Source organism: Pseudomonas sp. DP-17, from assembly GCF_022380625.1.
GTDB classification, from domain to species: Bacteria; Pseudomonadota; Gammaproteobacteria; order Pseudomonadales; family Pseudomonadaceae; genus Pseudomonas; species Pseudomonas nitroreducens_A.
This window is the reverse complement of the sequence record NZ_JAKSXG010000017.1, coordinates 111,996-137,170: the sequence shown is the minus strand read 5'-3', so window position 1 is coordinate 137,170 and position 25,175 is coordinate 111,996. Positions and strand designations below refer to the sequence as shown.

The window sequence follows — 25,175 nt, the reverse complement described above, 5'->3', positions numbered from 1 at the left end:
AGCGGAGGCAAACCACGGGGCGCGCATTATAGCGGCCCCGCGGGCGAGAGGCTTGCCGCTCAGCGGCCCTGCATCATGTCGACTCGCAGCCAGTGTTCGACCAGGCGGAAGAGGCGCGTCAGCACCAGGGTGATGACCAGGTAGAACACTCCGGCGTAGCAGAAGAACAGCATGTATTCGTAAGTGCGCGCGGCGATGGTCTTTGACATCCCCATCAGGTCGTACAGCGTCACGGTGTATACCACCGCGCTGGCCTTGAGCATGAGGATCACCTCGTTGCTGTAGGCCGGCAAGGCGATGCGCGCCGCGCGCGGCAGGATGATGTGGAACAGCGCCTGGCGGCGCGACATGCCCAGCGCCCGGGCGGCTTCCACTTCACCCACCGGAATGGCATGGATGGCGCCACGGAGGATTTCCGCGATGTACGCCGCGGTATGCAGGGTCATGGTCAGCAGCGCGCACCAGTAAGGGTCGCGCAGGTAGGGCCAGAGCACGCTCTTGCGCACGGCATCGAACTGGGCGAGGCCGTAGTAGACCAGGGCCAGCTGCAGCAGCAGCGGAGTGCCGCGGAAGAAGAACACGTAGGTGTAGGGGATGGCGCGGACGTACCAGTGCCGTGAGGCGCGGGCGATGCCCAGCGGCAGTGCGAGGATGAGCCCGGCTACCACGGCGATGGCCAGCAGTTCCAGGGTCAGCTGCGCGCCCTGGAGCATCTTCGGCAGCCACTTGAGGATCAGTTCCATGTCAGTCATAGCTCATTCCTCACGAAGCCCTGGCCGGCACGGCGTTCCAGGAAGTGCAGGGCAGCCATGACGAAGATGGTCAGGCCCAGGTAGATGAGCGCGGCCACCATGTAGAAGGTGAAGGGCTCCTTGGTCGCGTTGGAGGCGACGCCAGCCTTGCGCATGATTTCATCGAGGCTGATCAGCGAGACCAGGGCGGTGTCCTTGAGCAGGATCAGGTAGAGGTTGCCCAGGCCCGGCAGTGCCACGCGCCATACCTGCGGCAGCACGATGCGCCAGAAGATCCGCGGGGCGGAGAGGCCCAGCGCCTGGCCGGCCTCGCGGTGTCCCTTGGGGATCGCCAGAAGCGCGCCGCGGAACACTTCCGTGGCATAGGCGCCGAAGCACAGGCCCAGGGCGCAGGTGCCGGCGGCAAAGGGGGACAGGGCAAGGTCCGGGTGGCCGAAGAGGGCGCCCAGCGCATTGAGGCCGGTAACGGTACCGAAGTAGATCATCAGTACCCAGAGTGTTTCGGGTATGCCGCGCACGAGGGTGGTGTAGAAACCGCCGAGCATGCGCAGCAAGCCGTTCTTGGAGGTCTTGGCGACGGCGCCGAGCAGGCCGAGGAGCAGTCCTACGCAGACTGCGGCGAGCGAAAGCTTGAGCGTCATCCAGGTGCCGGCGATCAGCTGATCACCAAAGCCGTGCAGGTCGAAAATCATGGGGAGTCACGCCTGAAGGCGCGCGCCGCCCCGGTGGAGGGCGGCGCGGCACATGCATCAGTAGATGCTGAAGGGGAAGTACTTGTCGTTGATCTTCTTGTAGGTACCGTCGTCGACGATTTCCTTCAGGGCAGCGTTCAGCTTGTCACGCAGCGGATCGCCCTTGCGCACGGCGATACCGATCTTGTCGTTGTCGAATACCGGCTCGCCCTTGAACTCGAAGTCCTTGCCGGCGTCGCTCTTGAGCCAGTCGTACTGCACGAACTTGTCGGCCAGCACGCCGTCGAGGCGGCCCGAAGACAGGTCGAGGTAGGCGTTTTCCTGGGTGTCGTACAGCTTGATGGTGACCACATCGGACATATTGTCCTCAAGCCAGGTGCCGGCGATGGTCGCGCGCTGCGCACCGATCACCTTGCCTTTCAGGTAGCCGGTGTCGGTCTTGAAGTCGGTGGACTTGGGCGCCACGAACTGCAGCTTGTTGGTGTAGTAGGGGTTGGTGAAGTCCACGGCCTGTTTGCGTTCGTCGGTGATGGACATGGACGCGACAATGAAGTCGAACTTCTTCGCGTTCAAGGCCGGGATGATGCCGTCCCAGTCGGAAGTGACCACATCGCACTCGGTCTTCATCTTGGCGCACAGCGCCTTGCCGATCTCGATGTCGAAGCCGACGACCTGGCCGCTGGCGTCGATGCCGTTGAAGGGCGGGTAGGCGCCTTCGGTACCGATGCGCAGTTTGTCCGCGGCGATGGCCTGGCTCCCCAGTGCAAAGGTGGCCGCGATAGCCAGAACGATCTTCTTATAGTTGTTCATGCAGTGATGCTCCGTTAGCGGTGGCTGGACATGAATTGTTTACAGCGTGCCGATTGCGGGTTGTCAAATACCTGCTGCGGCGGTCCCTGCTCTTCTACCAGGCCCTGGTGGAGGAACACCACCTCGCTGGACACCTGGCGGGCAAAGTTCATTTCATGGGTCACCAGCAGCATGGTGCGACCCTCATCGGCGAGCGCGCGGATTACGTTAAGCACTTCCTGGACCATTTCCGGGTCCAGTGCCGAAGTCGGCTCGTCGAAAAGGATGACCTTGGGCTGCATCGCCAGGGTGCGGGCGATGGCGGCGCGTTGCTGCTGGCCGCCGGAAAGCTGTGCGGGGAAGCAGTGACGCTTGTCGGAGATGCCGACCTTGGCCAGCAGCGCCTCGGCGATTTCGGTGGCTTCGGCGCGGGTCTTGCCCAGCACGCGGCGCGGCGCCTCGATGATGTTGTCGAGGATGGTCATGTGCGGCCAGAGGTTGAAGTTCTGGAAGACGAAGCCCAGTTCGCTGCGCAGGCGGTTGATCTGTTTGCCGTCGGAGGCGACCAGCGAGCCGTCCTTGGACTTCTTCAGCTTGAGTTCCTCACCGGCGACCAGGATCTGGCCCTGGTGCGGGTTCTCCAGCAGGTTGATGCAGCGCAGGAACGTGGATTTACCGGAACCGGAGGAGCCGAGGATGGAAATCACATCGCCGTCGCGGGCGGTCAGGGAAATGCCTTTGAGCACTTCCAGGTCACCGTAACGCTTGTGCAGGTTACGGATTTCCAGTGCGGGTATGGCCGTGGCCATAGGGGGCTCCTCTATTGTTATTCGGACCTTTCGCAGTCGATGCACTGCAGAATCGGGGCCATCCTGGCGAGGGGCAACCTAACACGCACTTCGGAGTGCGCCAAGCGCCCATCCGCCGCGGTCGTCGGCTGTAGTGGCAAGTTGTCGCATTGCCGCTCGGCGTTGTCGCCTGGGCTGAACTAGGCGCGCGGGATCGGGGCGTCGCCTGGTGGGGCGGGGGCGGGATAGTGCCAGTTTGGAGCGGCCGGTAAAAGTCCGGCGGCCCTGAGGCCGCCGGTTGGGGTTACTGCATCATCTGCCGCAGTTGCGGGTTCGGATCTTCGATGGCTTCGGCAGGGGTGATGTCGTCTTGGGATTCTGGTGGCTGGTTGGCCATCAGGTTCGGGTGGCCGGACAGGCGCGGAATCGTCAGAGGCCGATTGGCGTCGGCCAGGCCCGTGCCGCCGGCTTCGGTGGCATTGATCGTCGATTTGCGCGGCTGGGTCAGCACGTGGAAATCGGTGATCTCGATGACGCCCTTGCCTTCGGCGAGCAGGTGGAAGGAGAAGGCCTTCAAGACCTTGTCGTTGTCGAAAGAGAAGGTGGCTTCCAGCGGCTGATTGCGCTTGAGCAAGGGGAACTCGGGAATTGGAGTGGGCAACAGTTGCTCGAAGGAACGCGTCTTCAGTTGGACGCGTGCCCCCTTCTCATCCATCTGGATGGCTCGAATCTTCAGGCTCACCGTTGTATGGGAATTGGCCGGAAGTTCGAGGTACTGCGCGCCGATCAAGTTGTCGGTGTACTCGTTTTCTATCTGCGGTTTGATGCGGATGTGTTCCTTGGTCGCGAACTGGTATTCGCGGGCCGACTGCGCCTGGGTTACCGACTGGTCGAGGATGTCCGCGCGGGCGGTCATCAGGCGAGCATCGCGGCCACTGAAGCGCCCTTCGAACTTGGCGGTGTCGGCGATGAAGCCGTCGCTCCTGTAGCTCCGACAGACCTGCTGGAAGTCGCACTCGGTGAAGTTGCCCTTGCCATCGTGGTAGCGCTGCATGCCGTTGGTGAAGGACACCATCTCGCGCCCGGTGGCGTATTCGCGGAACAGCGAGCGGCCGGCGATATCCTGCGGCGCCTTGATGGCAAAGTAGTCGAGCACCGAGGACTCCAGGTCGACATGGCCGTAAACGCCTGCCTTAACCGGCGGCAGCGCGGCCTGTTCCGGTGCAAGGATCAGGTTCAGGCCCCACGCCGAGGCAAGGCGAACGTTGTCGATACCGTGGGATTCGTCGGAGGTGACGATGACCAGGGTGTCCTTGAGTACGCCTTTCTCCTCCAGGCCCTTGAGGAAGGCATCGACGGCGTCGTCCAGGTAGGCGATGGCCGCCTGGCGTGGCGTCGGGTACTTGGCCAGGTATTCCGGGGTGGCCGAATACGGCTGGTGGGTGCCGACGGTGAGCAGGGTAAGCATCCACGGCTGCTTCTTCTGACGCAGCTGGCCGACATAGTCCAGCGCACCTTCGAAGAAGGCCTTGTCATCCATGCCCCAGGCGAACTCCAGGTATGGCTTCTTCTTGAACCAGTCGCGGCCCAGGGTCTTGTCGAAACCCATGGCCGGCATGACCTTGTCCTTGGCCATGAAGCGCAGCCCGGCGCCCTGCAGGAAATGGGTGCTGAAGCCCGCCTGGTGCATCTGCGCCGGCAGGCACTCGGCGGCGCGGGTCGGGTTGCCCAGCAGTTCGACGCCCTTGGGCGTGCCGTTGTCCAGCTTGCTGTAGTCACCGCAGAGCATGGCGTAGAGACCGCGGATGGTCTGGTGGCTGTGCACCACGTAGTCCGGGGTGGTCATGGCGCGCTCGGCCCAGGTGCTCAGGCGCGGCATCATCGATTCTTCGTAGCTGCTGCTCAGGGCGGCACGGTTGGTGGCGACGTAGGCGCCCGGAATACCTTCCATGGCGATGATCAGCACGTTCTTCGCCTCGCCGCGCCCGGCCAGCAGCGAAGTGCCGCTCAGGTCGTGCTGGGTCAGGCCGGTGACATCCGGGCGCACTTCCGGCAGGTCGCGGTCGCGCCAGTCCTGATAGGCCATCTCGCCGCCAGTCACGGCGCGGGAAACCAGTTGATGAGGCAGGTTGAACTGCTTCCACATCTCCGCATCGCTGGGCTGGAAGTACTGTACGCCAGCGTGGGCGGCGAGCAGTGCGGCTGGCGCGGCATAGGCGTAGCGCGGCAGCGGTTTCTCGTGGCGGCGCCAGAGCAGCGCGCAGAGCAGAATGCCAACGCCAATCAGCACGGCCAGATGCAGATGGTTCAGACCACCACCTTCGGTGGAGTTGGCGACGAAAGTGGGGTCGGCGAGGAAGTGCAGATCCTCCGGCGCGGGCATGCGGCCCACGGCACTGACCAACTCGGCGGTGCCGATTACCGACAGTGCCCAGATCAGCATGACCGGAATGGCGATGAACAGCCGTCGGTTGTGCAGTGCGACGACCAGCAGAGTGCCGAGCGCCAGGTCCGACAGGTAGCCCAGGGGGGATCCCCAGCCGATACTGTAGCGGCCGATCACCGGGACCAGCAGGAAGAGGGCAGACAGGCAAACCAGGTTGCCCCGGGAATTCCACCAGCTTATGAGTTTGCGCACAGTGACTCCGCGACGAAACATCGAATCCCGGAGGGTATCCCACTGAAGTGTGGAAATCGTCCGGATGGTCATGATTCTGAAAGATCGGTGTGCTATGTGCCAGTAGACACTGAAGTCAGGCAAACATTCGATACGAATCGCGGGGGCGTGCCGGGGCGGGGGAGTGACTTGCGCTGGCTGGTGCGGGCGGAAACGAAAAAGCCCCTGAAATCGCAAGATTTCAGGGGCTTTCGGAAGGCTTGGTGCCCAGGGACGGAATCGAACCGCCGACACGGGGATTTTCAATCCCCTGCTCTACCAACTGAGCTACCTGGGCAACGTGGCGCGCATTAAAAGGGTTTTCGGAAGGGGTGTCAAGCGTGCCGCTAAAAAATTTTTCAAATAATACCGAAGCTTACGCGCTGGGCGGAACGTAGCCCTCGGCCTGCGCGTATTCCTCGCCGGAGAGGAACTTGTCCATCTCGGCGGTGAGGAACTTGCGATCCTCGGCGTTCATCATGTTCAGGCGACGCTCGTTGATCAGCATGGTCTGGTGCTTCTGCCATTCGTCCCAGGCTTTCTTCGAGACGTGCTCGTAGATGTCCTGGCCCTTGGCTCCGGGGTAGGGCGCGCGATCGAGGCCGGGCAGCTCTTCTTTGTATTTGCGGCACATCACCAGTCGGGTCATGACATTTCTCCTGCATTCAACACGTCGGCGGCTCGTTTGAGCAGCTTCTTCACCGGGGCGGCAAGGCCGAGCCGCGGCGGGGTGGCGAGGTTATACCAGAGCCAGTCGGCCTCGGCCACGGCGGGTGCCGCGTCCTCGACGCGCACCAGCCAGGGCTCGATGGTCAACTGGAAGTGGCTGAAGGTATGGGTCAGGCCCGGCAGTTCGCGGCGCTGGCCCAGGCGCAGGGCGTGACGCTCGGCCAGCGGGTCGAGGGCTGCCAGGTCGTCCAGTTCGGGGAAGCTCCACAACCCGCCCCAGAGGCCCGTCGACGGACGGCGATAGAGCAGGATGTCGCCCTCGCGGTTGGCCAGGATCGGCATCAGCGTGCGCTTCTGCGGTAGCGCCTTGCGCGGCTTGGGCACCGGGAAATCCCTCTCGCGGCCGAGCAGATGCGCGCGGCATCCCTGGCGCAGCGGGCACAGCAGGCAGCTCGGCTTGCTGCGGGTGCAGAGGGTGGCGCCCAGGTCCATCATCGCCTGGGTGTAGTGGTTGACCCTCTCCCGCGGCGTGAAGCGCTCGGCGGCGTCCCACAGCTGCTTGGCCACTTTCGGTTCGCCCGGATAGCCGTCGCAGGCGAGATAGCGCGCCAGAACGCGCTTGACGTTGCCGTCGAGGATCGGCGCGCGCAGGCCCATGGCGATACTGGCAATGGCGCCAGCGGTGGAGCGGCCGATGCCGGGCAGTTCGGTGAGCTTTTCGACGTCGCGGGGGAACTCTCCGTTGTACTGCTCCATTACCGTCTTCGCGGTCTTGTGCAGGTTACGGGCGCGGGTGTAGTAGCCCAGGCCCGTCCAAAGGTGCAGCACCTCGTCTTCCGGCGCGTTGGCGAGGTCCGCGACGGTCGGCAGCGCCGTCATGAAGCGGTCGTAGTAGCCCATCACGGTGCTGACCTGGGTCTGCTGCAGCATGATCTCCGAGACCCACACCCGGTAGGGGGTGATGTTCTGCTGCCAGGGCAGGTCATGGCGGCCGTGCGTGTCGAACCAGTCGAGCACGGCCGAATTGAAGCTTTGCGGGGTCACTTCTTGAACAGCCCTTTGAGTGCGTCTTTGAGTTCGGGACTGACCTTGTCGCCGAGCTTCTCTTCGAGTTTCTGGTTCAGCCGGTCCCCGGCCAACCGTGCGGCGATCTTGCCGATGCCGTCCTTGTCCAGGCGGCAGGCCTTGGCGCCCAGCTCCAGCGGGCCACGGCAGCGCAGCGGCCATTCGATGCCGACGTAGCGCTTGTTCACTTCGCAGGCGGGGTCGGGCATGTCGCTCTTGTCGCCCTCGATGGTGACGCCGACCCGGTAGTCCATGCCCAGCACGCGCAGGTCGAGGTCGCCGTCGCCCTTGACGGTGAGGCCGGGGATGCTGGCCTTGAGGTCCGGGTTGCTGGCCACGCCATTCCTGAACACCAGGTTGCCCTGCAGCTCGCGGAACGGCGTGTCCTTGCCGCCATGCTCGGCGGTCAGCGACTTGCGGTTGAGCGTGGCGATGCCCTGGCACAGCTGCTGTTCGAGGTTGGCGTTGAGCAGCACGCCCTGGGTGAGGACGAAGCGCGCCGTACCGTTGAGGTTGTCGATCCAGGCCTTCTGACTGTTGCCCTGGGTGGTGATGTCGGCATCCAGGTCCAGCAGGCCCTTCACCGGCGGCTTCTGGCCCTGGGATTCGAGCAGGCGTTCCACGGGTACGTCGGCGATGTGCTTCTTCGCCTGCAGGGTCGGCACGTCCTGGCGCACATCGAGGGTGGCGGTAGCGTTGAACTTGCCGTCGTAGAGCTCGCCGCGCATCTCGTCGAGATTGAGCAGGCCGCCTTGGCCGCGCAGCTTGAGCACGGCGTTGTCGATAGGCAGCTTGTCCAGGGTCAGCTGGCCGAGGTTCAGGCCGGCGTCCAGGTCCAGCGCCTGCAGGCGGGCTATGGGGAGCAGCGGGGCGTCGCTCCAGGCCTGCTGGGTCGGCTGGCTGGGCAGTGGGGTGTCGCCCTTGATGGCGTTCTGTTCGGCGCTGGCGACTTCCGCCTTGCGCGCGCTGTTGGTGGCTTCCTGGGCTTTCTTGACCTTGGCCGGCAGATAGCGGTCGAGGTCGAGCTTGTCGCCGGAGAGCTGGGCGCGGATCGCCTGCTTGCCGAAATCGGCGATGCCGAGGTTGCCGCTGAAGCTGGAGTCGTCCAGCTTCAGCTTGATGTCGCCCAGGGTCAGGCTGTTGCGGGTGCCGCTGACACGGGTGGCCAGCTCCAGCTTGGTCAAGGTGGCAGTGTCGGCCATTTCCGGCAGGGTCTGGCCGATGCCTTCGAGGAATTCACGCAGGTTGAACGGTGCCAGCGACAGGCCGCCGTCGAACTTGGGGTCCTTGTCCAGCTCGCGGGCCTTGATCTCGCCAAGGGCGCGCAGCTGGTTGACGGTGACTTTCAGACCGTTCCATTCGGCGACCTGGGCAGCCTGGTCGAGCACCAGCTGGCCCTGCGCGCTGTAGTTGGCGGTCTTGCCCTGGAGCGGGTCGCCTGACACTTCGCCGGCGAGCTTGGCGTCTTCAAGCTGGTAGCGCTTGAGCGCGCGGTCGAAGCGCAGGTTGCCGGTCAGCTCGGTGCGGGCGCGGATCACCGGTTGGTTGGTGCCCAGGTAGGCGCTGAACTTGACTGGAATGTTGCTGCCTTCGCGGATTGCGCCGGTGGTCAGCTCGATGCCTTCGACGCTGTAGTTCTTGCCACTCTGGGCGTCGGCGTAGTCGATGCGGGCGTTCTTCACGCTCAGGCTGTCGATGTCCAGCTTCATCGCCTGGTGGGGCTGCTGCGCGTCAGCCTTGGCCTGTTCGGTCGGTGCGGGCGCCGGTTGTTCGGGTGGCGTGCCGTTGGCCGGTTGGAGGGGCTTGCCGATGCTTTCCCAATTGCCGACGCCGTTCTTGTCCTTGTTCAGCGACAGGGTCAGGCCCTCGACGCGGATATCGCTCATCTGCACCTGCTTACGCAGCAGCGGCAGCACGCGCACCGACATCGCCAGCAACTGCGCGTCGGCGAATGGCTTGTCCGGCGCCTGCAGGCTCGCCACGCTGGTGTCGTGCAGCTCCAGGCCCAGCCAGGGGAACAGGCTCCAGCCGATGTCACCCTTGAGGTTCAGCTCGAGGTTGGCCTTGTCCCGGGCGATCTGGCGGATCTCGTCCTTGTAGTCGTTCGGGTCGAAGAAATGGGTCAGCACGAAGCCGGCGGCGACGATGAGCAGCAGCAGGACCAGGGCGATGATGCCGATGATTTTGCCGAACGCTTTCATGGACGGGTCCTTGTTCAGGCGGCGGGTGGAATAGCGAGGAAGTATACCAATGACGCAGCGGCGCCCCAGCCGGAAAGGCGCAGGCCGGCATTGCGGGGTTTGAACGGGGACTTGGCGCGCGGTTCCCGAGCGCGCCGCGATCAGGCCGTTTCCAGTGTCAGGCCCAGATGCTCGGCGAAGCGCACGGCTTCGGGCTGGTCATCCGGTGCGCTCAGGCGCAGTGCAGCGCCCTGCAGGATCGCCAGGCGCTGCGCTTCTTCCAGCAGCCGCCGGGCGACGCCGCGATTGCGTGTGAGCTGGCGCACGCAAAGTCGCGAAAGCCGCCAGGTGGAGCCGTCCCGCTCGATCCAGGCGGCGCCCAGCAGGCGGTCGTTGAAGCGCCCGGTAAACAGCTGGCCCTCGGCAAGCCCGCGGATGACCAGCGCCTCGGCATCGGCGAAGGGCGCCAGCAGCCATTGCGGCGCGTCGGCGTAGATCTTCAGCAGGTCCTGGCGGTCCTGGTCGCTGGGCTGGGTCAGGTGCTGGACGACGACGGGCATGGGCATTCCTCGAAAGGCGAGCGGCGCAGTGTAGGGCCATCAGCCGGTGCCGACCACCGCCCATAGCCGCGCGGCGCCCGGCGCGCCTATAATGCCGCCCCTTCTTATAATTACGTGCAGTGTTAGCTGTGGAGCTGGTGATGGCCGAACGCAAGGCATCCGTCGCGCGCGACACCCTGGAAACCCAGATCAAGGTTTCCATCGACCTGGATGGAACGGGCAAGGCCCGCTTCGATACCGGGGTTCCCTTCCTCGAGCACATGATGGACCAGATCGCCCGCCACGGCCTGATCGACCTGGACATCCAGTGCAAGGGCGACCTGCATATCGACGACCACCATACCGTCGAAGACATCGGCATCACCCTCGGTCAGGCCTTCGCCAAGGCCATCGGCGACAAGAAAGGTATCCGCCGCTACGGCCACGCCTACGTGCCGCTGGACGAGGCGCTGTCGCGCGTGGTCATCGACTTCTCCGGCCGCCCCGGCCTGCAGATGCACGTGCCGTTCACCCGCGCCAGCGTTGGTGGCTTCGATGTCGACCTGTTCATGGAGTTCTTCCAGGGCTTCGTCAACCACGCCAACGTCACCCTGCACATCGACAACCTGCGTGGGCACAACACCCACCACCAGATCGAGACCGTGTTCAAGGCCTTCGGCCGCGCGCTGCGCATGGCCATCGAGCTGGATGAGCGCATGGCCGGCCAGATGCCGTCCACCAAAGGGTGCCTGTGATGCAGACGGTAGCCGTCATCGACTACGGCATGGGCAACCTGCACTCGGTGTCCAAGGCGCTGGAACGCGTGGGCGCCGGTCGCGTGCTGGTGACCAGCGACGCCAACGTGATCCGCGAGGCGGACCGGGTGGTGTTCCCCGGCGTCGGCGCGATTCGCGATTGCATGGCCGAGATCAAGCGCCTGGGCTTCGACAGCCTCGTGCGCGAGGTCAGCCAGGACCGCCCGTTCCTCGGAATCTGTGTCGGCATGCAGGCGCTGCTGGAGCGCAGTGAAGAGAACGACGGCGTCGACTGCATCGGCCTGTTCCCCGGCCAGGTGCGCTTCTTCGGCAAGGACCTGCACGAGGAAGGCGAGCACCTGAAAGTGCCGCACATGGGCTGGAACGAAGTGGCGCAGAGCGTGGATCACCCGCTGTGGCACGACATCCCGGACCGCGCGCGCTTCTACTTCGTGCACAGCTACTACATCCAGGCGGGCAACCCGCGCCAGGTGGTCGGTCGCGGCCATTACGGCGTCGACTTTGCCGCCGCGCTGGCCGATGGCTCGCGCTTCGCCGTGCAGTTCCACCCGGAGAAGAGCCACACCCACGGCCTGCAGCTGCTGCAGAACTTCGCCGCCTGGGACGGGCGCTGGTAAGCCATGGCCCGGCAGAAGGACAAGCCCGCGATCCTCGAACTCGACGGCGCCCAGCGCCAGAGCGCGGCGCGGGCGATCCAGCGTTTCCTCGAAGATCGCTTCGAGCTGGATGTCGGCTCCTTCGAGGCCGAAGAGGCGCTGGATTTCTTCCTGCGCGAGTTCGGCCCACTGTTCTACAACAAGGCGATCTTCGACGTGCAATCTCACCTGAAAGACCGGTTCGAGAGCATCGAAAGCGACTTGTGGGCGCTCGAGAAGAGCTGACCCGACCCCATTCAACTTTGGATTCGAGCAGGTTCAACCCATGCTGATCATCCCCGCAATCGATCTGAAAGACGGCGCCTGCGTGCGCCTGCGCCAGGGCCTGATGGAAGACGCCACGGTGTTCTCCGACGACCCGGTGTCCATGGCCGCCAAGTGGGTGGAGGGCGGCTGCCGCCGTCTGCACCTGGTGGACCTGAACGGCGCCTTCGAAGGCAAGCCGGTCAACGGTGAAGTGGTCACCGCTATCGCCAAGCGCTACCCGAACCTGCCGATCCAGATCGGCGGCGGCATCCGCTCGCTGGAAACCATCGAGCACTACGTCCGCGCCGGCGTCAGCTACGTGATCATCGGCACCAAGGCGGTCAAGCAGCCGGAATTCGTCGGCGAAGCCTGCCGCGCTTTCCCGGGCAAGGTCATCGTCGGCCTGGATGCCAAAGACGGCTTCGTTGCCACTGACGGCTGGGCCGAAGTGAGCGAAGTGCAGGTGATCGACCTGGCCAAGCGCTTCGAGGCCGACGGCGTCTCCGCCATCGTCTACACCGACATTTCCAAGGACGGCATGATGCAGGGTTGCAACGTCGAAGCCACCGCCGCCCTGGCCAACGCCACGCGCATCCCGGTGATCGCTTCGGGCGGCATCCACAACCTGGGTGATATCCAGAAGCTGCTGGACGCCCGCACCCCTGGCATCGTCGGCGCCATCACCGGCCGCGCGATCTACGAAGGCACCCTGGACGTCGCCGAGGCCCAGGCACTGTGCGACAGCTTCAAAGGCTGATCTGAACGCAGGCTGGGCGGGCCGCAATGCGGCGTAACCCGGCGATGAGGACCTGGGGTGGTTCGGCAGCATGGGCAACGCTGCGCTCCACCCATCCTACGAGAGCATTGCTATGGCACTGGCTAAACGCATCATCCCCTGCCTCGACGTGGACAATGGCCGCGTGGTGAAGGGCGTCAAGTTCGAGAACATCCGCGACGCCGGCGACCCGGTGGAAATCGCCCGCCGCTACGACGAGCAGGGCGCGGACGAGATCACCTTCCTCGACATCACCGCCAGTGTCGATGGCCGCGACACCACCCTGCATACCGTCGAGCGCATGGCCAGCCAGGTGTTCATCCCGCTGACCGTGGGCGGCGGCGTCAGGACGGTGCAGGACATCCGCAACCTGCTCAATGCCGGTGCGGACAAGGTCTCGATCAACACCGCCGCGGTGTTCACCCCGGAGTTCGTCGGCGAAGCCGCCGCACGCTTCGGCTCGCAGTGCATCGTGGTCGCCATCGACGCCAAGAAAGTGTCGGCCCCCGGCGAAGCCCCGCGCTGGGAGATCTTCACCCACGGCGGCCGCAAGCCCACCGGGCTCGATGCGGTGGAGTGGGCGAAGAAGATGGAAGGCCTGGGCGCCGGTGAAATCCTCCTGACCAGCATGGACCAGGACGGCGTGAAGAGCGGCTACGACCTGGGCGTCACCCGCGCCATCAGCGAGGCGGTGGGCGTACCGGTGATCGCTTCCGGCGGCGTCGGCAACCTGGAGCACCTGGCGGCCGGCATCATCGAAGGCAAGGCTGACGCGGTCCTCGCGGCGAGCATCTTCCACTTCGGCGAGTACAGCGTGCCGGAAGCCAAGGCCTACCTGGCCAGCCGCGGCATCGTCGTGCGCTGATTCCTTCCGGGCCGGGGTTCTCCCGGCCCGATGGCTCTATGCTGGGCCGTCCTTCTCCTGCGTCCGGTGGCCGCATCCCCTTCCTGCGCACGAAGCTTGCTAGCCAAAGGCTTCAGTCAAGGTAATGGCGGTTTCATGTCCCATTGCCACATTCATAGGGTTTATTGGCGTCAATTCTCCGAGTAAGCTCTGCGGCTTCTCAGAAATGTCATACGCAGGAAATATCTCGATGCTGAAGCGCATTCTGCTCGCATGGCTAGGCTGCGGCCTGCTTCTGGCCAGCGCGGCAAGGGCTGAAACGGATTCTTCGGACTACAGCGTGGTGCTGCTCACCGAGAACTTCCCCCCCTACAACATGGCCATCAACGGCAAGAACTTCGCCCAGGAAGACAGCATCGACGGCATCGCCGTGGATATCGTCAAGGAAATGTTCAAGCGTGCCGGTGTGCAGTACAGCCTGACCCTGCGCTTCCCCTGGGATCGCATCTACAAGCTGGCGCTGGAGAAGCCCGGCTACGGCGTATTCGTCACCGCCCGCCTGCCCGAGCGCGAGAGCCAGTTCAAGTGGGTCGGCCCGATCGGTCCGGACGACTGGGTCCTGCTGGCCAAGGCCGACAGCAAGATCACCCTGAACAACCTGGACGAAGCCAAGAAGTACCGCGTCGGTGCCTACAAGGGCGACGCCATGGCGAACTACCTGACCGAGCACGGCTTCGAGCCGGTGCTGGCGCTGCGCGACCAGGAGAACGCCGGAAAGCTGCAGGAAGGCTCGATCGACCTGTGGGCCAGCGGCGACCCGGCGGGCCGCTACCTGGCCAAGCAGGTGGGTGTCACCGGCCTGAAGACCGTGCTGCGCTTCAACAGCGACCAGCTGTTCCTCGCGCTGAATCGCGAGACCCCCGACGCCGTGGTGCAGAAGCTGCAGGCGGCGCTGGACAAGATGCGCGCCGAAGGTTTCGTCGACGACGTGCTCAACAGTTACCTGTAACACCCGAAGGCCGGCCACTCGCCGGCCTCCGCGTTTGGCGCCGACACCCCTCGGCGCCGGTTTTGCCACGGAAGGCAGACGAGCGAAGTAGTCCGTCCCCTCTGCAGGGATGCCGCAAGCCCAATAACGATAACCAAGCGAGCGGTATGACCATGCTGAAAGTCCTGATCAAGACCCTGACCCTGGGTCTGTTGCTGGGGGCCGCCACGGCCCGCGCCGAGTTGCCCGCCGATTACAAGATGGTGCTGCTCACCGAGAACTTCCCGCCCTTCAACATGGCGGTGGACGACAAGAACTTCGCCCGCGACGACGGGATCGACGGCATCAGCACGGATATCGTCCGCGAGATGTTCAGGCGCGCCGGCATCCAGTACAGCCTGAGCCTGCGCTTCCCCTGGGATCGCCTGTACAAGCTGGCGCTGGACAAGCCCGACTATGGATTGTTCTCCACCACCTACACCCCTGAGCGCGTGCCGCTGTTCAAGTGGGTCGGGCCGATCGCCAAGACCCACTGGGTGTTGCTCGCACCGCCAGGCAGCTCGATCAAGGTGAAGGACCTCAAGGACGCCGCCAAGTACAAGCTCGGCGCCTACAAGAACGACGCCGTCAGCCAGAACCTGGAAAGCCAGGGCATCCCGGTGGTCAACGCGTTGCGTGACCAGGAAAACGTCAAGAAGCTGACCACCGGCGAGATCGACCTGTGGGCCACCACCGACCCGGTGGGCCGCTACCTGGCCAAACAGGAAGGCGTGTCGGGCCTGCAGACCGTGCTGCGCTTCAACGAGGCCCAGCTGTACCTGGCAATCAACAAGGACACCCCGGACGAGGTGGTGGCGAAGCTGCAGAAGGCGCTGGATGAGATGCGTGCCGATGGCTTCATCGAGCAGGCGACGAATAATTATCTGTAAGGCGAAAGGCCGGGCAGCACTGTCCGGCTGGACTGTGCAGGAGCGAGCAAGCTCGCTCCTGCAGAAAGCTGCGTTTCAGCGGTAGATGCCGTTCTGCCCATGCCCCGCCATGGCGCGGTTGCTGCGCTCGGCGATCATCAGCGACGGTTTCACCAGCTCGAAGCCCTGTGCCTTCAAGGTGGGCAGCACGCGCTTGAGCACGGCCAGGGTCGCCGGCTTCGGGTGGCCGATCATCACCACGGTGCCCTGCTTGCGCGCCAGTGCGAGGCCGCGCTGCATCTGCTCCATCACCGCCGCTTCGCTCGGGTCGTCATCGAGGAACACGTCCCGCGACAGGCTGGCGAGGCCGATCTTCTGTGCTTCGGCGGCGGCCACCGTGGCGGCGCTGGTGCGGCTGTCGAGCAGGAACAGGTGGCGCCGCTGCAGTTCCGCCGCCAGCCAGGCCATGGCCGGACGGTCCGCGGTCATGCGGCTGCCTTCATGGTTGTTCAGGCCCTGCGCGTAGGGCACCTTTGCCAGCGCGGCGTCGAGGCGATGCGCGCGTTCTTCCTGGGTCAGTTCCGGCCGCCAGGCGTAGTCACCGCCGGCCGGGTCCATCGGCATGTGTAGCATCACGGTGCGCCCGCGATGATGCGCCTCGCGCGCCAGTTCGGCGGCGTGGGGCGTGTCGGGGATGATCGCCAGGGCGATGGCGGGAGAGATGTCGAGCACCTGGCGGTCGCGCGCCAGGTTCTGCCCGAGGTCGTCGATGACGATGCTGATCAGCGGCCTGCCACCGTCCGGCCGGGGCGCGGCGGCCGCCGGCAGGCACAGCAGCGCGCCCAGGCACAGGCCGAACAGCAGCCGGGCCGGGCGCATCGGTCAGTTGTTGCCGCGGCTGACGCTGAGTCCTTTCAGCAGGCTGAGGGCTTGGCTGAGCTGGTAGTCGCCATCCTGCGGGCGATCCACCGGAGCCTTGCCGGAAGTGGTCGGACGATCCTGGCCGCCGTTGCCGTTGGCCAGGTGGCCCTGCAGATCGGCTTCCTTGAACCCCTCGAACTCGCTCTTCTCGCGGGTCACCTTGGCGCGCTCCACCTCGATGTCCGGGGTGATGCCCTGGGCCTGGATCGAGCGGCCGTTGGGGGTGTAGTACAGCGCGGTGGTGAGTTTCAGGGCGCGGTCGTTGTTCAGCGGCAGCACGGTCTGCACCGAGCCCTTGCCGAAGCTGTCGGTACCCATGAGGATCGCGCGCTTCTGGTCCTGCAGGGCGCCGGCGACGATTTCCGCCGCCGAGGCGCTGCCGCCGTTGATCAGCACCACCAGCGGGACGCCGTCGCTCGGGTCGGCCGGGTCGGCGGAGAAGCGCAGCTCGGAGTTCGGGATGCGGCCCTTGGTGTAGACGATCAGCCCCTTGGTGAGGAAGGCGTCGGCCACTTCCACCGCGGACTGCAATACGCCGCCGGGGTTGTTGCGCAGGTCCAGGATCACGCCCTTGAGCTTGCCCTTGTTGTCGTTGCGCAGTTTGGACAGCGCCTTGACGGTCTCCTCACCGGTGTTGACCTGGAACTGGGTGATGCGCAGGTAGCCGTAGCCCGGTTCGAGCAGCTGGCTCTTCACGCTCTTGACCTTGATGATGGCGCGCTTGAGGGTGACGTCGAACGGCTTGCCGCCGCCGCGCACGATGGTCAGGGTGATCGGCGAGCCGGCCTTGCCGCGCATGCTGTCCACGGCCTCGTTCATCGACTGGCCCTTGGTCGGCTTGCCGTCGATCTTCACGATCAGGTCGCCCGGCTGGATGCCGGCGCTGGCCGCCGGGGTGTCGTCGATCGGCGAGATCACCTTGACGAAACCATCCTCGCTGCCGACTTCGATGCCCAGGCCACCGAACTCACCGCTGGTGCTTTCCTGCAGCTCGGCGAACTCTTCCGGGCCGAGGTAGGCGGAGTGCGGGTCGAGGTTGCTGAGCATGCCCTTGATGGCGTTTTCCAGCAGCGTCTTGTCATCCACCGGTTCGACGTAGGCCGCCTTCACCCGGTCCAGGACCTCGGCAAAGGTGCGCAGCTCGTCGAGCGGCAGCGGAGCCTCCTTGCCGTTGGCCGCGGGGGATGCAGCCGGCGCGTCGGCGGCCTGGACCGCACCGACACCGAGCAGCAAGGCCAGGGCCAGGGTAGTGAGACGGAAAGCATGCGACATGTTTGGCTCCTAATGCGTGTTCGACGCTTATCCCTGCGTGCGACACCAGGTCGAAGGGTCCGCCGGGCGGCCCTGATGGCGAATGGCAAAATACACCGCCGGGGTACTCTGACCCCCGCTGGCTCCCACGGTTGCAATGGGATCGCCCGCTTTGACGGTATCGCCGGCGTCCTTCAGAAGACTTTGATTATGCCCATAAAGGCTGAGGTAGCCACCACCGTGGTCGAGAATGACCAGCAGGCCTGAGCCGCGCAGCCAGTCGGCGAACACCACGCGGCCGCCATGAACGGCGCGCACGGTGCTGCCAGCGGAGGCGCCGATCAGTACGCCGTCCCAGGTGGCGCGGGGGTCGTCGCCGCGCGGGCTGCCGTAACGCGCCAGGACGCGGCCATCCACCGGCCAGGGCAGCTTGCCCTTGGTGGCGGCGAAGGCGCCGCCGAATCCAGCGCCGCTCGAAACCAGCGGGCCGCTGTAGTCCGCTCGCTTGGACGGTGTGGCAGGTTTTTCGCCGCGGGCGGCCAGTTCCTGCTCGCGCTTGACCCGTTCGCGCTCGGCGGCCAGGGCGCGCTGGCGCGCTTCCTCGGCTTCGCGGGCCTGGCGGGCGAGGGTTTCCTCGATGGTCTTGAGGACCTTGTTCAGGTCTTCCTGGCTCTGCTCGCGATCCTTGAGCTTGCTGCTGCCGTCCTTCAGGTCGCTGTTTAGCTTGGCCAGGGTCTCCTGGCGCGCCTTGCGGGCTTCGGCCAGTTCCTGGCGGCGGGCTTCCAGAGCGGTCTGCTGGGCGACCTGCTCGTCCTTCTGCGAGGTGATTTCCTGCTCGACGTTGCTCAGCTGGCGCAGGGTCTCGTTGAAGGCCGAGAGCTGCTCCAGGCGCGCCTTGTTGATGTAGTCGTAGTAGGTGAGGGTGCGGCTGAACTTCTCGGGGTGTTCCTGGTTCAGCAGCAGCTTCAGGTATTCCTGGCGGCCGCTCTGGTAGGCGGCGCGGGCCTGGATGGCGATCAGGCGCTGCTGTTCAAGGCGTGCGCCCTGGAGTTTTTTTTTCTCCGAATCGAGGCGCTGCAGCTCTTCCTCGTTCTTCTTCATCTCGTCCTGGATCTGCCGGATCTGCTTTTCCAGGTCGCCCATCTGGGTTTCGGTGGACTTGAGCTGCTTCTGCACCCCGGACTTCTCGTCCTGGATGTTCTTCAGGTTCTTCTTCAGCTCATTGATGTCTTTCTGCGTCTGCTCCAGCTGACGTTGGGCGTCGGCGCGCTCGTCGGCAACGACCGCGAGCGGGCTCAGGAGGCAGATCAGCAGCAGCGGGAGGAGGGCGCGAGGCATTGGGTGGCGGGCACCTGGATTCTGGACCGGGCTAGTATGCCCGTGGCGGGCGCTAAAAAAAACGCCCCAGACCGCATGGCATGGGGCGTTTGCTCTGACCGGCGGGAGCAGGTTCACGTTCCCCCGCCATCCATCCCCTTAAAGAAGGGTAACGATCGACTTGCCGGTCATCTCCTTGGGTTGCTCCAGACCCATCAGATTCAGCAGGGTCGGGGCCACGTCGGCGAGCACGCCGCCCTCGCGGAGGCTGACCTTGCGCTTGCCGACATAGACGAAGGGCACCGGCTCGCAGGTGTGCGCGGTGTGCGCCTGGCCGGTCATGGCGTCTTCCATCTGCTCGACGTTGCCGTGGTCGGCGGTGATCAGGGCTTCGCCGCCGACCTTGTCCAGCGCCTCGACGATCCGACCGACGCAGGTATCCAGGCACTCGACGGCCTTCACCGCAGCTTCGAACACACCGGTGTGGCCGACCATGTCGCCGTTGGCGTAGTTGACGATGATCACGTCGAAACGCTGGTTCTCGATGGCGTCGACGATCTTGTCGGTGACTTCCGGCGCGCTCATTTCCGGCTGCAGGTCATAGGTGGCGACCTTCGGCGAGGGGATCAGGATGCGCTCTTCACCTTCGAACGGCTCTTCGCGGCCGCCGGAGAAGAAGAAGGTCACGTGGGCGTACTTCTCGGTCTCGGCGATGCGCAGCTGGGTCTTGCCGTTCTTGGCCAGGTACTCGCCCAGCACGTTGTCCAGGGACTCGGGCTTGAACGCGCTGGGCGCCGGGATGCTCGCGGCGTACTGCGTCAGCATCACGTATTCGGCCAGGTGCAGCTCGCGCTGGCGCGGGAACTCCTTGAAGCCCGGCTCGACGAAGGCGCGCGACAGTTCGCGGGCCCGGTCGGCGCGGAAGTTCATGAAGACCACGGCGTCGCCGTCTTCCACGCGCACCTGTTCGCCAATGCGAGTGGCCTTGACGAATTCATCGCTCTCGCCGCGCTCATAGGCGGCGTTCAGCGCGCCCACGGCGGTGTCGGCGGTGAATTCGGCGGTGCCTTCGGTGATCAGGTTGTAGGCGGCTTCGACGCGGTCCCAGCGGTTATCGCGGTCCATGGCGAAATAGCGGCCGATGATGCTGGCGGTGCGCCCCTTGCCGATGCGCGCGAAGGCGTCGTCCAGCAGCTTCAGCGAAGGCTCGGCGCTCTTGGGCGGCGTGTCGCGGCCGTCGAGGAAGGCATGCAGGTAGATTTTCCCGGCGCCACGCTGCGCGGCCAGCTCGGCCATGGCGACCAGGTGGTCCTGATGGCTGTGCACGCCGCCATCGGAGAGCAGGCCGAGGATGTGCACGGCCTTGCCGGCGGCAGCGGCCTTGTCCACCGCGCCGGTCAGCACCGGGTTCTGGAAGAACTCGCCGTCGCGGATGGCCTTGGTGACGCGGGTGAAGTCCTGGTAGACGACGCGGCCGGCGCCCAGGTTCATGTGGCCAACCTCGGAATTGCCCATCTGGCCGTCGGGCAGGCCGACGTCCATGCCCGAGCCGGAGATCAGGCCGTGCGGCTGGCTGGCCAGCAGGCTATCCCAATTGGGCTTCTTCGCCGCGTAGATGGCGTTGAATTCAGGGCTATCGCTATGGCCGAAGCCGTCCAGAATGATCAGGACCAGCGGTTTGCGCGTTGCAGTCATAGGTACGGCTCTTTCCGAGAATAGGGGTCAGAAAAGGACCGACATTTTACCGATTGGTGCCGACAGACGCCATGAGCGGCAGGGTTCAGCCGTCAGATACGCGCGTGTATACTGGCCGGCATTTTTACGTCTGGATGTCCTGTGCCATGTCTTCGTTTCTCCCTCGTCTGATCGAATTCGCCACCCACCACTACCTGCTGGTGGGTGCCCTGGTCATCCTGCTGGTGCTGCTGGCCCTGCACGAAATGCGCAAGGGCGGCCGCGCGCTGTCCACCCGCGAGCTGACCGCGATGGTCAACGCCGAGCAGGCCGTGGTGCTGGATATCCGCCCGGCCAAGGAATTCTCCACCGGCCATATCGTCGGCGCGCTGAACATTCCGGCGGACAAACTGAACGCCCGTATGAGCGAGTTGGACAAACACAAGGCCAAGACCATCATCGTGGTCGATAGCATGGGCCAGCATTCGGGAACCTGGTGCAGCGTGCTGCAGAAGGCCGGCTACACCGCCGCCAAACTCTCCGGCGGCATCGGCAGCTGGCGTGGTGACAACCTGCCTCTGGTGAAGTGAGATGTCGTCGATCTTGATCTATACCAGTGCGTGGTGCCCTTATTGCATCCGCGCCAAAGCCCTGCTGGACAGGAAGGGTGTCGCCTACGAGGAAATCTCCGTGGACGGCAAGCCTGGCGTGCGCGCCGAGATGACCAGCAAGGCGGGCCGCACATCGGTGCCGCAGATCTGGATCGACTCCGTCCACGTCGGCGGCTGCGACGATCTCTACGCGCTGGAACGCGCGGGCAAGCTGGATGCGCTGCTCTCGGCGTGATCCCTCATTCTGAAACGATGCACAAGAAGGTTCCGAAATGACTGAACAAGCCAGCAACGGCGCAGCCGAACAAGACAACAACCCGCAGTTCTCGCTGCAGCGCATCTACGTGCGCGATCTCTCCTTCGAGGCCCCCAAGGCGCCGGAAATCTTCCGTCAGGAGTGGCAGCCGAGCATTGCCATGGACCTCAACACCCGTCAGAAGCAGCTCGATGGCGACTTCTACGAAGTGGTCCTGACCGTTTCGGTGACCGTGAAGAACAACGAAGAAACCGCTTTCATCGTTGAAGTGCAGCAGGCTGGCATCTTCCTGATCAAGGGCCTGGACGCGTCCAGCATGAGCCACACCCTGGGTGCCTTCTGCCCGAACATCCTCTTCCCATACGCCCGTGAAACCCTGGACAGCCTGGTTGTCCGCGGTTCCTTCCCGGCGCTGATGCTGTCCCCGGTGAACTTCGATGCGCTGTACGCCCAGGAAATCGCCCGCATGCAGGCTTCCGGCGAGATCCCGGCCCAGTAATCACTGACGCCGAACGAGAAAGGCGCCTTCGGGCGCCTTTTTCTTTGCCTGCGATTCAGCGCCGAGGTTAACAGGGGAGCGTAGGAGCGGACTTCGTCCGCGATGGCCCCGGCGGAATGCGGACCCATCGCGGACGGAGTCCGCTCCTGCAGATCGAGTCCAGGCGTTCAAGTTTGGTGCGTGCGCACTAGAGGGGCGCAGGCTGGCGACGGGCTATCGCTTCGGCATTTACTCCCGGGGGCTGCGCTGCGGACGCATGGGGAATCGCCAAAAGCCCCGCCGTTACTGGCCTGTAGCCGCTCTCGCCAGATGCCGTCCGACGGCGCTGCCAATCTTGGCACGCCCTCTGCAGTATCCCTGACAACAGCGATTTCAGGGGCCTCGGTACAGGCAGGCTGGGGAACCCCTCTTTTACAACTTGCGAGCGTGCCGCCCGAAGCGGTGGCCGACGCAGCCGGTTCGGGGGTCCTGGTACAGGCAGGCCGGGAAAGCCCCCTTTTTATGCCCGCAGGCACGCCATGGCGAGCCGCGCACCCGTTAGGGGTCCTGGTACAGGCAGGCCGGGTAAACCCCTCTTTTATGTCCGCGAACCCCTTTGGAAGGGTTCGCTTCCCGCTTCGGGGCCCCGGACCAGGCAGGCCGGGAAAACCCCGCTTTTATTCGGGCCGTGCGCGGATGGTCAGTCGCCAACGGCCCTCGACCTCGGCGCTGTCCCAGGCGCCTTGCAGGCGGCGGGTCGACAGCAGCGTCAGCAGAACCCCCGTCCCTTGCGGCTCCAGCTTCCAGCGCACCGGCGCGTCGCCGATTCGCAGCTGACCCTGCTGGGCCTTGCCGCTGGCCTCTATCTGCAGCGCCAGGGCGCCTTCCAGATGGCCGGCGCGTACGGCGGGCTGTGCGTCAAGGGTGAGTACCAATCCCTCTGCAGAAGGCTCCAGGGCAAGGATCAGCGGTGGCCCTTCCCGTGGCGGGTTGACCAGCCGGCCCAGCATCAGCCCCAGCAGCAGGCCCAGCACGGCCAACGAAAGCAGTACCTTCAGCCAGGGCCTGGGCCGCATTTGCTCCCTGGCGGAGGTAGAATGCCCGCCGTTCTCAGGCTCGGAGCGCTGCATGTTCCATGTAATCCTTTTTCAACCGGAAATCCCCCCCAACACCGGCAACATTATCAGGCTGTGCGCCAATGCGGGTTGCAGCCTGCACCTGATCGAGCCGCTGGGCTTCGAGCTGGACGACAAGCGCCTGCGCCGCGCGGGGCTGGACTACCACGAATACGCCAGCGTCCGCCGCTATGCGAGCCTCGAAGAATGCCTGGAGCTGCTCGGCCAGCCGCGCCTGTTCGCCTTCACCACCAAGGGTTCGCAGCCGTTCCACGAAGTGGCCTATGAGCGCGGCGATGCCTTCCTGTTCGGCCCGGAAAGCCGTGGCTTGCCGGAAGAGGTTCGCGACGCCCTGCCGCCGGAACAGCGCGTGCGCCTGCCGATGCGCCCCGGCTGCCGCAGCCTGAATCTGTCCAACACCGTGGCGGTGACCGTCTACGAAGCCTGGCGCCAGCACGGTTTCTCGATGGATTGAGCGTTTTCTGATCGATCCGCGCAAACCCGCGCCGGGCGGGGAGCGCGGCGGCTTGCCCCAAGCTTATCCACAGGCGGGCGCACAGCAGGTGTGGGCAACCCGGAATTTCCTGCACAGAAACCCTGCAAACTCGCAGACCGCGCGTCTTCTGGGCTGTAGCACGTTCCTTCCCCACGCCATGCACAGGGTTATCCACAGGTTCTGGGGCGGGTGCTGCCGGGCTATGACCGCGTTCAGCCCACGCCGTCCACCGGCCAGGACCGTTTTGGGACGGCGCGGCGCAAGAAAAAGGGGCCATTCGGCCCCTTTGTCGTGGAAGGACTTCAGTCCTCGCCGTCGTCGTCCGGGCCGTCGATCTTCATGCCCAGTTCCTTGATCTTGCGGGTCAGGGTATTGCGGCCCCAACCCAGCAGCACGGCGGCGTCGCGGCGGCGACCGGCGGTGTGCTTGAGCGCGGTCTCGATCATGATCCGTTCGAAGGCCGGCACGGCGGTGTCCAACAGGCTGGACTGGCCGCGCCCCAGCGCCTGGTCGGCCCAGTGGCGCAGGGCCTGTTCCCAGTTGGCGGCCGGCAGGCTGTCCTGCGGCTGGGTCATCAGCTCCGGCGGCAGGTCATCGACGTGCACCTCGCGGCCGGATGCCATGACGGTGATCCAGCGGCAGGTGTTCTCCAGTTGGCGCACGTTGCCCGGCCAGCCGAGGTTCTTCAGATATTCCTCGGTTTCCGGCTTGAGCAGCTTGGGCTCCACCGCCAGTTCCTGCGCGGCGCGGGAGAGGAAGTGCCGGGCCAGCGCCGGGATGTCCTCGCGGCGGTCCGCCAGCCGCGGAATGTGCACGCGGATGACGTTCAGGCGGTGGAACAGGTCCTCGCGGAACTTGCCCTCGCGCACCAGGTTCTCCAGATTCTGGTGGGTCGCAGCGATGATCCGCACGTCCACTTTCACCGGCGTATGGCCGCCCACGCGGTAGAACTCGCCGTCCGCCAGCACGCGCAGCAGGCGGGTCTGGGTGTCGGCCGGCATGTCGCCGATCTCGTCGAGGAACAGCGAGCCGCCGTCGGCCTGCTCGAAGCGTCCGCGGCGCTGGTTGGCCGCGCCGGTAAAGGCGCCTTTCTCGTGGCCGAACAGCTCGGATTCCATCAGGTCCTTGGGGATCGCCGCCATGTTCAGCGCAATGAACGGCGAGGCCGCGCGCGGGCTGTGGCGGTGCAGGGCGTGGGCGACCAGCTCCTTGCCGGTGCCGGACTCGCCGTTGATCAGCACCGTGATGTTGGAGTGCGAGAGGCGGCCGATGGCGCGGAACACCTCCTGCATCGCCGGCGCCTCGCCGATGATCTCCGGAGTGCGTGTCTGGTTGGCCGGCGCTTCCAGGCCCTGCTGTTCCTGGGCGTGCTGGTTGGCGCGCTTGACCAGGGAGACGGCCTCGTCGACGTCGAAGGGCTTGGGCAGGTACTCGAAGGCGCCGCCCTGGTAGGAGGCCACGGCGCTGTCCAGGTCCGAGTGCGCGGTCATGATGATCACCGGCAGGCGCGGGTGTACTTCGCGGATCTGCGCCAGCAGGTCCAGGCCGCTGGAGCCGGGCATGCGGATGTCGGAGATGATCACGTCCGGCTGTTGCCGGCCCAGGCGGCTCATCACGCTGTCGGCGCTGTCGAAGCTGACGGTGGTCATGCCTTCCTGCTGCAGGGCTTTTTCCAGTACCCAGCGGATGGAGCGGTCGTCGTCGACGATCCAGACGGTCTCTGATCGGCTCAT

Annotated in this window: 26 protein-coding genes and 1 tRNA gene; 11 read left to right on the top strand and 16 right to left on the bottom strand. The window is 65.1% G+C overall.

Features of this window, described 5'->3' with window-relative positions; all coding sequences use genetic code 11:
• Positions 1-59: 59 nt before the first annotated feature.
• From MJ122_RS26795 to MJ122_RS26750, 10 genes are all read right to left on the bottom strand, one after another.
• Positions 60-752 carry an ABC transporter permease gene (locus MJ122_RS26795; RefSeq protein ID WP_017517150.1) on the bottom strand — a complete coding sequence of 231 codons (693 nt, stop codon included), beginning with the start codon at positions 750-752 and terminating at the stop codon, positions 60-62.
• Positions 749-1,444, bottom strand: a complete 696-nt coding sequence (locus MJ122_RS26790; RefSeq protein WP_088420204.1) for an ABC transporter permease — start codon at positions 1,442-1,444, stop codon at positions 749-751. Before MJ122_RS26790 ends, MJ122_RS26795 begins: the two co-directional genes overlap by 4 nt.
• A 57-nt stretch (positions 1,445-1,501) precedes the next feature.
• The gene (locus tag MJ122_RS26785; protein ID WP_017517152.1) at positions 1,502-2,254 is read right to left on the bottom strand and encodes an ABC transporter substrate-binding protein; all 753 of its coding nucleotides are present in this window, start codon (positions 2,252-2,254) and stop codon (positions 1,502-1,504) included.
• Positions 2,255-2,268: 14 nt separating this feature from the next.
• Positions 2,269-3,042: an ABC transporter ATP-binding protein gene (locus MJ122_RS26780; RefSeq protein WP_017517153.1), complete on the bottom strand. Its 774-nt coding sequence runs from the start codon at positions 3,040-3,042 to the stop codon at positions 2,269-2,271.
• A gap of 283 nt (positions 3,043-3,325) precedes the next feature.
• Entirely contained in the window at positions 3,326-5,659 is a 2,334-nt protein-coding gene (locus MJ122_RS26775; protein WP_239746774.1) for an LTA synthase family protein, read from the bottom strand.
• A gap of 240 nt (positions 5,660-5,899) precedes the next feature.
• Positions 5,900-5,975 (bottom strand) — tRNA-Phe (locus MJ122_RS26770).
• A gap of 78 nt (positions 5,976-6,053) precedes the next feature.
• On the bottom strand, positions 6,054-6,326 hold the full coding sequence (locus tag MJ122_RS26765; protein ID WP_015479334.1) for an oxidative damage protection protein: 273 nt from the start codon (positions 6,324-6,326) through the stop codon (positions 6,054-6,056).
• Positions 6,323-7,390 (bottom strand): A/G-specific adenine glycosylase, encoded by a 1,068-nt coding sequence (mutY, locus tag MJ122_RS26760; protein ID WP_239746772.1) that lies wholly within the window; start codon positions 7,388-7,390, stop codon positions 6,323-6,325. Before mutY ends, MJ122_RS26765 begins: the two co-directional genes overlap by 4 nt.
• Positions 7,387-9,612 carry an AsmA family protein gene (locus tag MJ122_RS26755; RefSeq protein WP_239746770.1) on the bottom strand — a complete coding sequence of 742 codons (2,226 nt, stop codon included), beginning with the start codon at positions 9,610-9,612 and terminating at the stop codon, positions 7,387-7,389. Before MJ122_RS26755 ends, mutY begins: the two co-directional genes overlap by 4 nt.
• A 140-nt stretch (positions 9,613-9,752) precedes the next feature.
• Complete coding sequence (locus MJ122_RS26750; protein ID WP_239746768.1) at positions 9,753-10,151, bottom strand: acetyl-CoA sensor PanZ family protein; 399 nt, start codon at positions 10,149-10,151, stop codon at positions 9,753-9,755.
• Between the two features lie 140 nt (positions 10,152-10,291).
• Between MJ122_RS26750 and hisB the strand changes: the two genes are divergently transcribed.
• From hisB to MJ122_RS26715, 7 genes are all read left to right on the top strand, one after another.
• On the top strand, positions 10,292-10,885 hold the full coding sequence (hisB, locus tag MJ122_RS26745; RefSeq protein ID WP_017517158.1) for an imidazoleglycerol-phosphate dehydratase HisB: 594 nt from the start codon (positions 10,292-10,294) through the stop codon (positions 10,883-10,885).
• Complete coding sequence (gene hisH, locus MJ122_RS26740; RefSeq protein ID WP_088420215.1) at positions 10,885-11,523, top strand: imidazole glycerol phosphate synthase subunit HisH; 639 nt, start codon at positions 10,885-10,887, stop codon at positions 11,521-11,523. The genes hisB and hisH overlap by 1 nt, the downstream gene beginning before the upstream one ends.
• Before the next feature lie 3 nt (positions 11,524-11,526).
• Positions 11,527-11,787 (top strand): DUF2164 domain-containing protein, encoded by a 261-nt coding sequence (locus MJ122_RS26735; protein ID WP_045215778.1) that lies wholly within the window; start codon positions 11,527-11,529, stop codon positions 11,785-11,787.
• A gap of 40 nt (positions 11,788-11,827) precedes the next feature.
• On the top strand, positions 11,828-12,565 hold the full coding sequence (gene hisA / locus MJ122_RS26730) for a 1-(5-phosphoribosyl)-5-[(5-phosphoribosylamino)methylideneamino]imidazole-4-carboxamide isomerase (RefSeq protein ID WP_088420217.1): 738 nt from the start codon (positions 11,828-11,830) through the stop codon (positions 12,563-12,565).
• Positions 12,566-12,677: 112 nt separating this feature from the next.
• On the top strand, positions 12,678-13,448 hold the full coding sequence (gene hisF, locus MJ122_RS26725; protein ID WP_081515340.1) for an imidazole glycerol phosphate synthase subunit HisF: 771 nt from the start codon (positions 12,678-12,680) through the stop codon (positions 13,446-13,448).
• A 229-nt stretch (positions 13,449-13,677) separates the two neighbouring features.
• Entirely contained in the window at positions 13,678-14,436 is a 759-nt protein-coding gene (locus MJ122_RS26720) for an ABC transporter substrate-binding protein (RefSeq protein WP_017517163.1), read from the top strand.
• Positions 14,437-14,588: 152 nt separating this feature from the next.
• Entirely contained in the window at positions 14,589-15,344 is a 756-nt protein-coding gene (locus tag MJ122_RS26715; protein ID WP_088420430.1) for an ABC transporter substrate-binding protein, read from the top strand.
• Between the two features lie 75 nt (positions 15,345-15,419).
• Here the strand turns inward: MJ122_RS26715 and MJ122_RS26710 are convergent, their stop codons facing one another.
• The 4 genes from MJ122_RS26710 to gpmI form a co-directional block, all read right to left on the bottom strand.
• Complete coding sequence (locus tag MJ122_RS26710; protein WP_239746766.1) at positions 15,420-16,202, bottom strand: divergent polysaccharide deacetylase family protein; 783 nt, start codon at positions 16,200-16,202, stop codon at positions 15,420-15,422.
• Between the two features lie 3 nt (positions 16,203-16,205).
• Positions 16,206-17,516, bottom strand: a complete 1,311-nt coding sequence (locus MJ122_RS26705; RefSeq protein WP_088420221.1) for a S41 family peptidase — start codon at positions 17,514-17,516, stop codon at positions 16,206-16,208.
• Positions 17,517-17,543: 27 nt separating this feature from the next.
• Positions 17,544-18,833 carry a murein hydrolase activator EnvC gene (locus tag MJ122_RS26700; RefSeq protein ID WP_239746764.1) on the bottom strand — a complete coding sequence of 430 codons (1,290 nt, stop codon included), beginning with the start codon at positions 18,831-18,833 and terminating at the stop codon, positions 17,544-17,546.
• Between the two features lie 138 nt (positions 18,834-18,971).
• Positions 18,972-20,507, bottom strand: a complete 1,536-nt coding sequence (gene gpmI / locus MJ122_RS26695) for a 2,3-bisphosphoglycerate-independent phosphoglycerate mutase (protein WP_239746762.1) — start codon at positions 20,505-20,507, stop codon at positions 18,972-18,974.
• Positions 20,508-20,653: 146 nt separating this feature from the next.
• On the opposite strand from gpmI, the gene MJ122_RS26690 reads away from it, so the two are divergent.
• Genes MJ122_RS26690 through secB form a run of 3 tightly spaced genes read left to right on the top strand, consistent with a single transcriptional unit; the run spans position 20,654 to position 21,852 of the window.
• Complete coding sequence (locus tag MJ122_RS26690) at positions 20,654-21,076, top strand: rhodanese-like domain-containing protein (protein WP_239746760.1); 423 nt, start codon at positions 20,654-20,656, stop codon at positions 21,074-21,076.
• 1 nt (position 21,077) lies between these two features.
• Positions 21,078-21,332 carry a glutaredoxin 3 gene (gene grxC, locus MJ122_RS26685; protein ID WP_088420229.1) on the top strand — a complete coding sequence of 85 codons (255 nt, stop codon included), beginning with the start codon at positions 21,078-21,080 and terminating at the stop codon, positions 21,330-21,332.
• A 37-nt stretch (positions 21,333-21,369) separates the two neighbouring features.
• Complete coding sequence (secB, locus tag MJ122_RS26680) at positions 21,370-21,852, top strand: protein-export chaperone SecB (RefSeq protein ID WP_017517171.1); 483 nt, start codon at positions 21,370-21,372, stop codon at positions 21,850-21,852.
• A 656-nt stretch (positions 21,853-22,508) separates the two neighbouring features.
• Here the strand turns inward: secB and MJ122_RS26675 are convergent.
• Positions 22,509-22,907 carry a hypothetical protein gene (locus tag MJ122_RS26675; RefSeq protein WP_239746758.1) on the bottom strand — a complete coding sequence of 133 codons (399 nt, stop codon included), beginning with the start codon at positions 22,905-22,907 and terminating at the stop codon, positions 22,509-22,511.
• A gap of 52 nt (positions 22,908-22,959) precedes the next feature.
• Between MJ122_RS26675 and trmL the strand changes: the two genes are divergently transcribed.
• The gene (trmL, locus tag MJ122_RS26670) at positions 22,960-23,421 is read left to right on the top strand and encodes a tRNA (uridine(34)/cytosine(34)/5-carboxymethylaminomethyluridine(34)-2'-O)-methyltransferase TrmL (protein WP_088420233.1); all 462 of its coding nucleotides are present in this window, start codon (positions 22,960-22,962) and stop codon (positions 23,419-23,421) included.
• Between the two features lie 323 nt (positions 23,422-23,744).
• On the opposite strand, the gene ntrC is transcribed toward trmL, so the two are convergent.
• On the bottom strand, positions 23,745-25,175 hold the full coding sequence (gene ntrC, locus MJ122_RS26665) for a two-component system response regulator NtrC (RefSeq protein ID WP_239746756.1): 1,431 nt from the start codon (positions 25,173-25,175) through the stop codon (positions 23,745-23,747).

Coding starts and splice junctions, on each gene's coding strand:
- MJ122_RS26795 (WP_017517150.1), bottom strand. CDS start 752: ATGACTGACATGGAACTGATCCTCAAGTGGCTGCCGAAGATGCTCCAG.
- MJ122_RS26790 (WP_088420204.1), bottom strand. CDS start 1,444: ATGATTTTCGACCTGCACGGCTTTGGTGATCAGCTGATCGCCGGCACC.
- MJ122_RS26785 (WP_017517152.1), bottom strand. CDS start 2,254: ATGAACAACTATAAGAAGATCGTTCTGGCTATCGCGGCCACCTTTGCA.
- MJ122_RS26780 (WP_017517153.1), bottom strand. CDS start 3,042: ATGGCCACGGCCATACCCGCACTGGAAATCCGTAACCTGCACAAGCGT.
- MJ122_RS26765 (WP_015479334.1), bottom strand. CDS start 6,326: ATGACCCGACTGGTGATGTGCCGCAAATACAAAGAAGAGCTGCCCGGC.
- MJ122_RS26755 (WP_239746770.1), bottom strand. CDS start 9,612: ATGAAAGCGTTCGGCAAAATCATCGGCATCATCGCCCTGGTCCTGCTG.
- MJ122_RS26750 (WP_239746768.1), bottom strand. CDS start 10,151: ATGCCCGTCGTCGTCCAGCACCTGACCCAGCCCAGCGACCAGGACCGC.
- hisB (WP_017517158.1), top strand. CDS start 10,292: ATGGCCGAACGCAAGGCATCCGTCGCGCGCGACACCCTGGAAACCCAG.
- hisH (WP_088420215.1), top strand. CDS start 10,885: ATGCAGACGGTAGCCGTCATCGACTACGGCATGGGCAACCTGCACTCG.
- MJ122_RS26735 (WP_045215778.1), top strand. CDS start 11,527: ATGGCCCGGCAGAAGGACAAGCCCGCGATCCTCGAACTCGACGGCGCC.
- hisA (WP_088420217.1), top strand. CDS start 11,828: ATGCTGATCATCCCCGCAATCGATCTGAAAGACGGCGCCTGCGTGCGC.
- hisF (WP_081515340.1), top strand. CDS start 12,678: ATGGCACTGGCTAAACGCATCATCCCCTGCCTCGACGTGGACAATGGC.
- MJ122_RS26720 (WP_017517163.1), top strand. CDS start 13,678: ATGCTGAAGCGCATTCTGCTCGCATGGCTAGGCTGCGGCCTGCTTCTG.
- MJ122_RS26715 (WP_088420430.1), top strand. CDS start 14,589: ATGCTGAAAGTCCTGATCAAGACCCTGACCCTGGGTCTGTTGCTGGGG.
- MJ122_RS26710 (WP_239746766.1), bottom strand. CDS start 16,202: ATGCGCCCGGCCCGGCTGCTGTTCGGCCTGTGCCTGGGCGCGCTGCTG.
- MJ122_RS26705 (WP_088420221.1), bottom strand. CDS start 17,516: ATGTCGCATGCTTTCCGTCTCACTACCCTGGCCCTGGCCTTGCTGCTC.
- MJ122_RS26700 (WP_239746764.1), bottom strand. CDS start 18,833: ATGCCTCGCGCCCTCCTCCCGCTGCTGCTGATCTGCCTCCTGAGCCCG.
- gpmI (WP_239746762.1), bottom strand. CDS start 20,507: ATGACTGCAACGCGCAAACCGCTGGTCCTGATCATTCTGGACGGCTTC.
- MJ122_RS26690 (WP_239746760.1), top strand. CDS start 20,654: ATGTCTTCGTTTCTCCCTCGTCTGATCGAATTCGCCACCCACCACTAC.
- grxC (WP_088420229.1), top strand. CDS start 21,078: ATGTCGTCGATCTTGATCTATACCAGTGCGTGGTGCCCTTATTGCATC.
- secB (WP_017517171.1), top strand. CDS start 21,370: ATGACTGAACAAGCCAGCAACGGCGCAGCCGAACAAGACAACAACCCG.
- MJ122_RS26675 (WP_239746758.1), bottom strand. CDS start 22,907: ATGCGGCCCAGGCCCTGGCTGAAGGTACTGCTTTCGTTGGCCGTGCTG.
- trmL (WP_088420233.1), top strand. CDS start 22,960: ATGTTCCATGTAATCCTTTTTCAACCGGAAATCCCCCCCAACACCGGC.
- ntrC (WP_239746756.1), bottom strand. CDS start 25,175: ATGAGCCGATCAGAGACCGTCTGGATCGTCGACGACGACCGCTCCATC.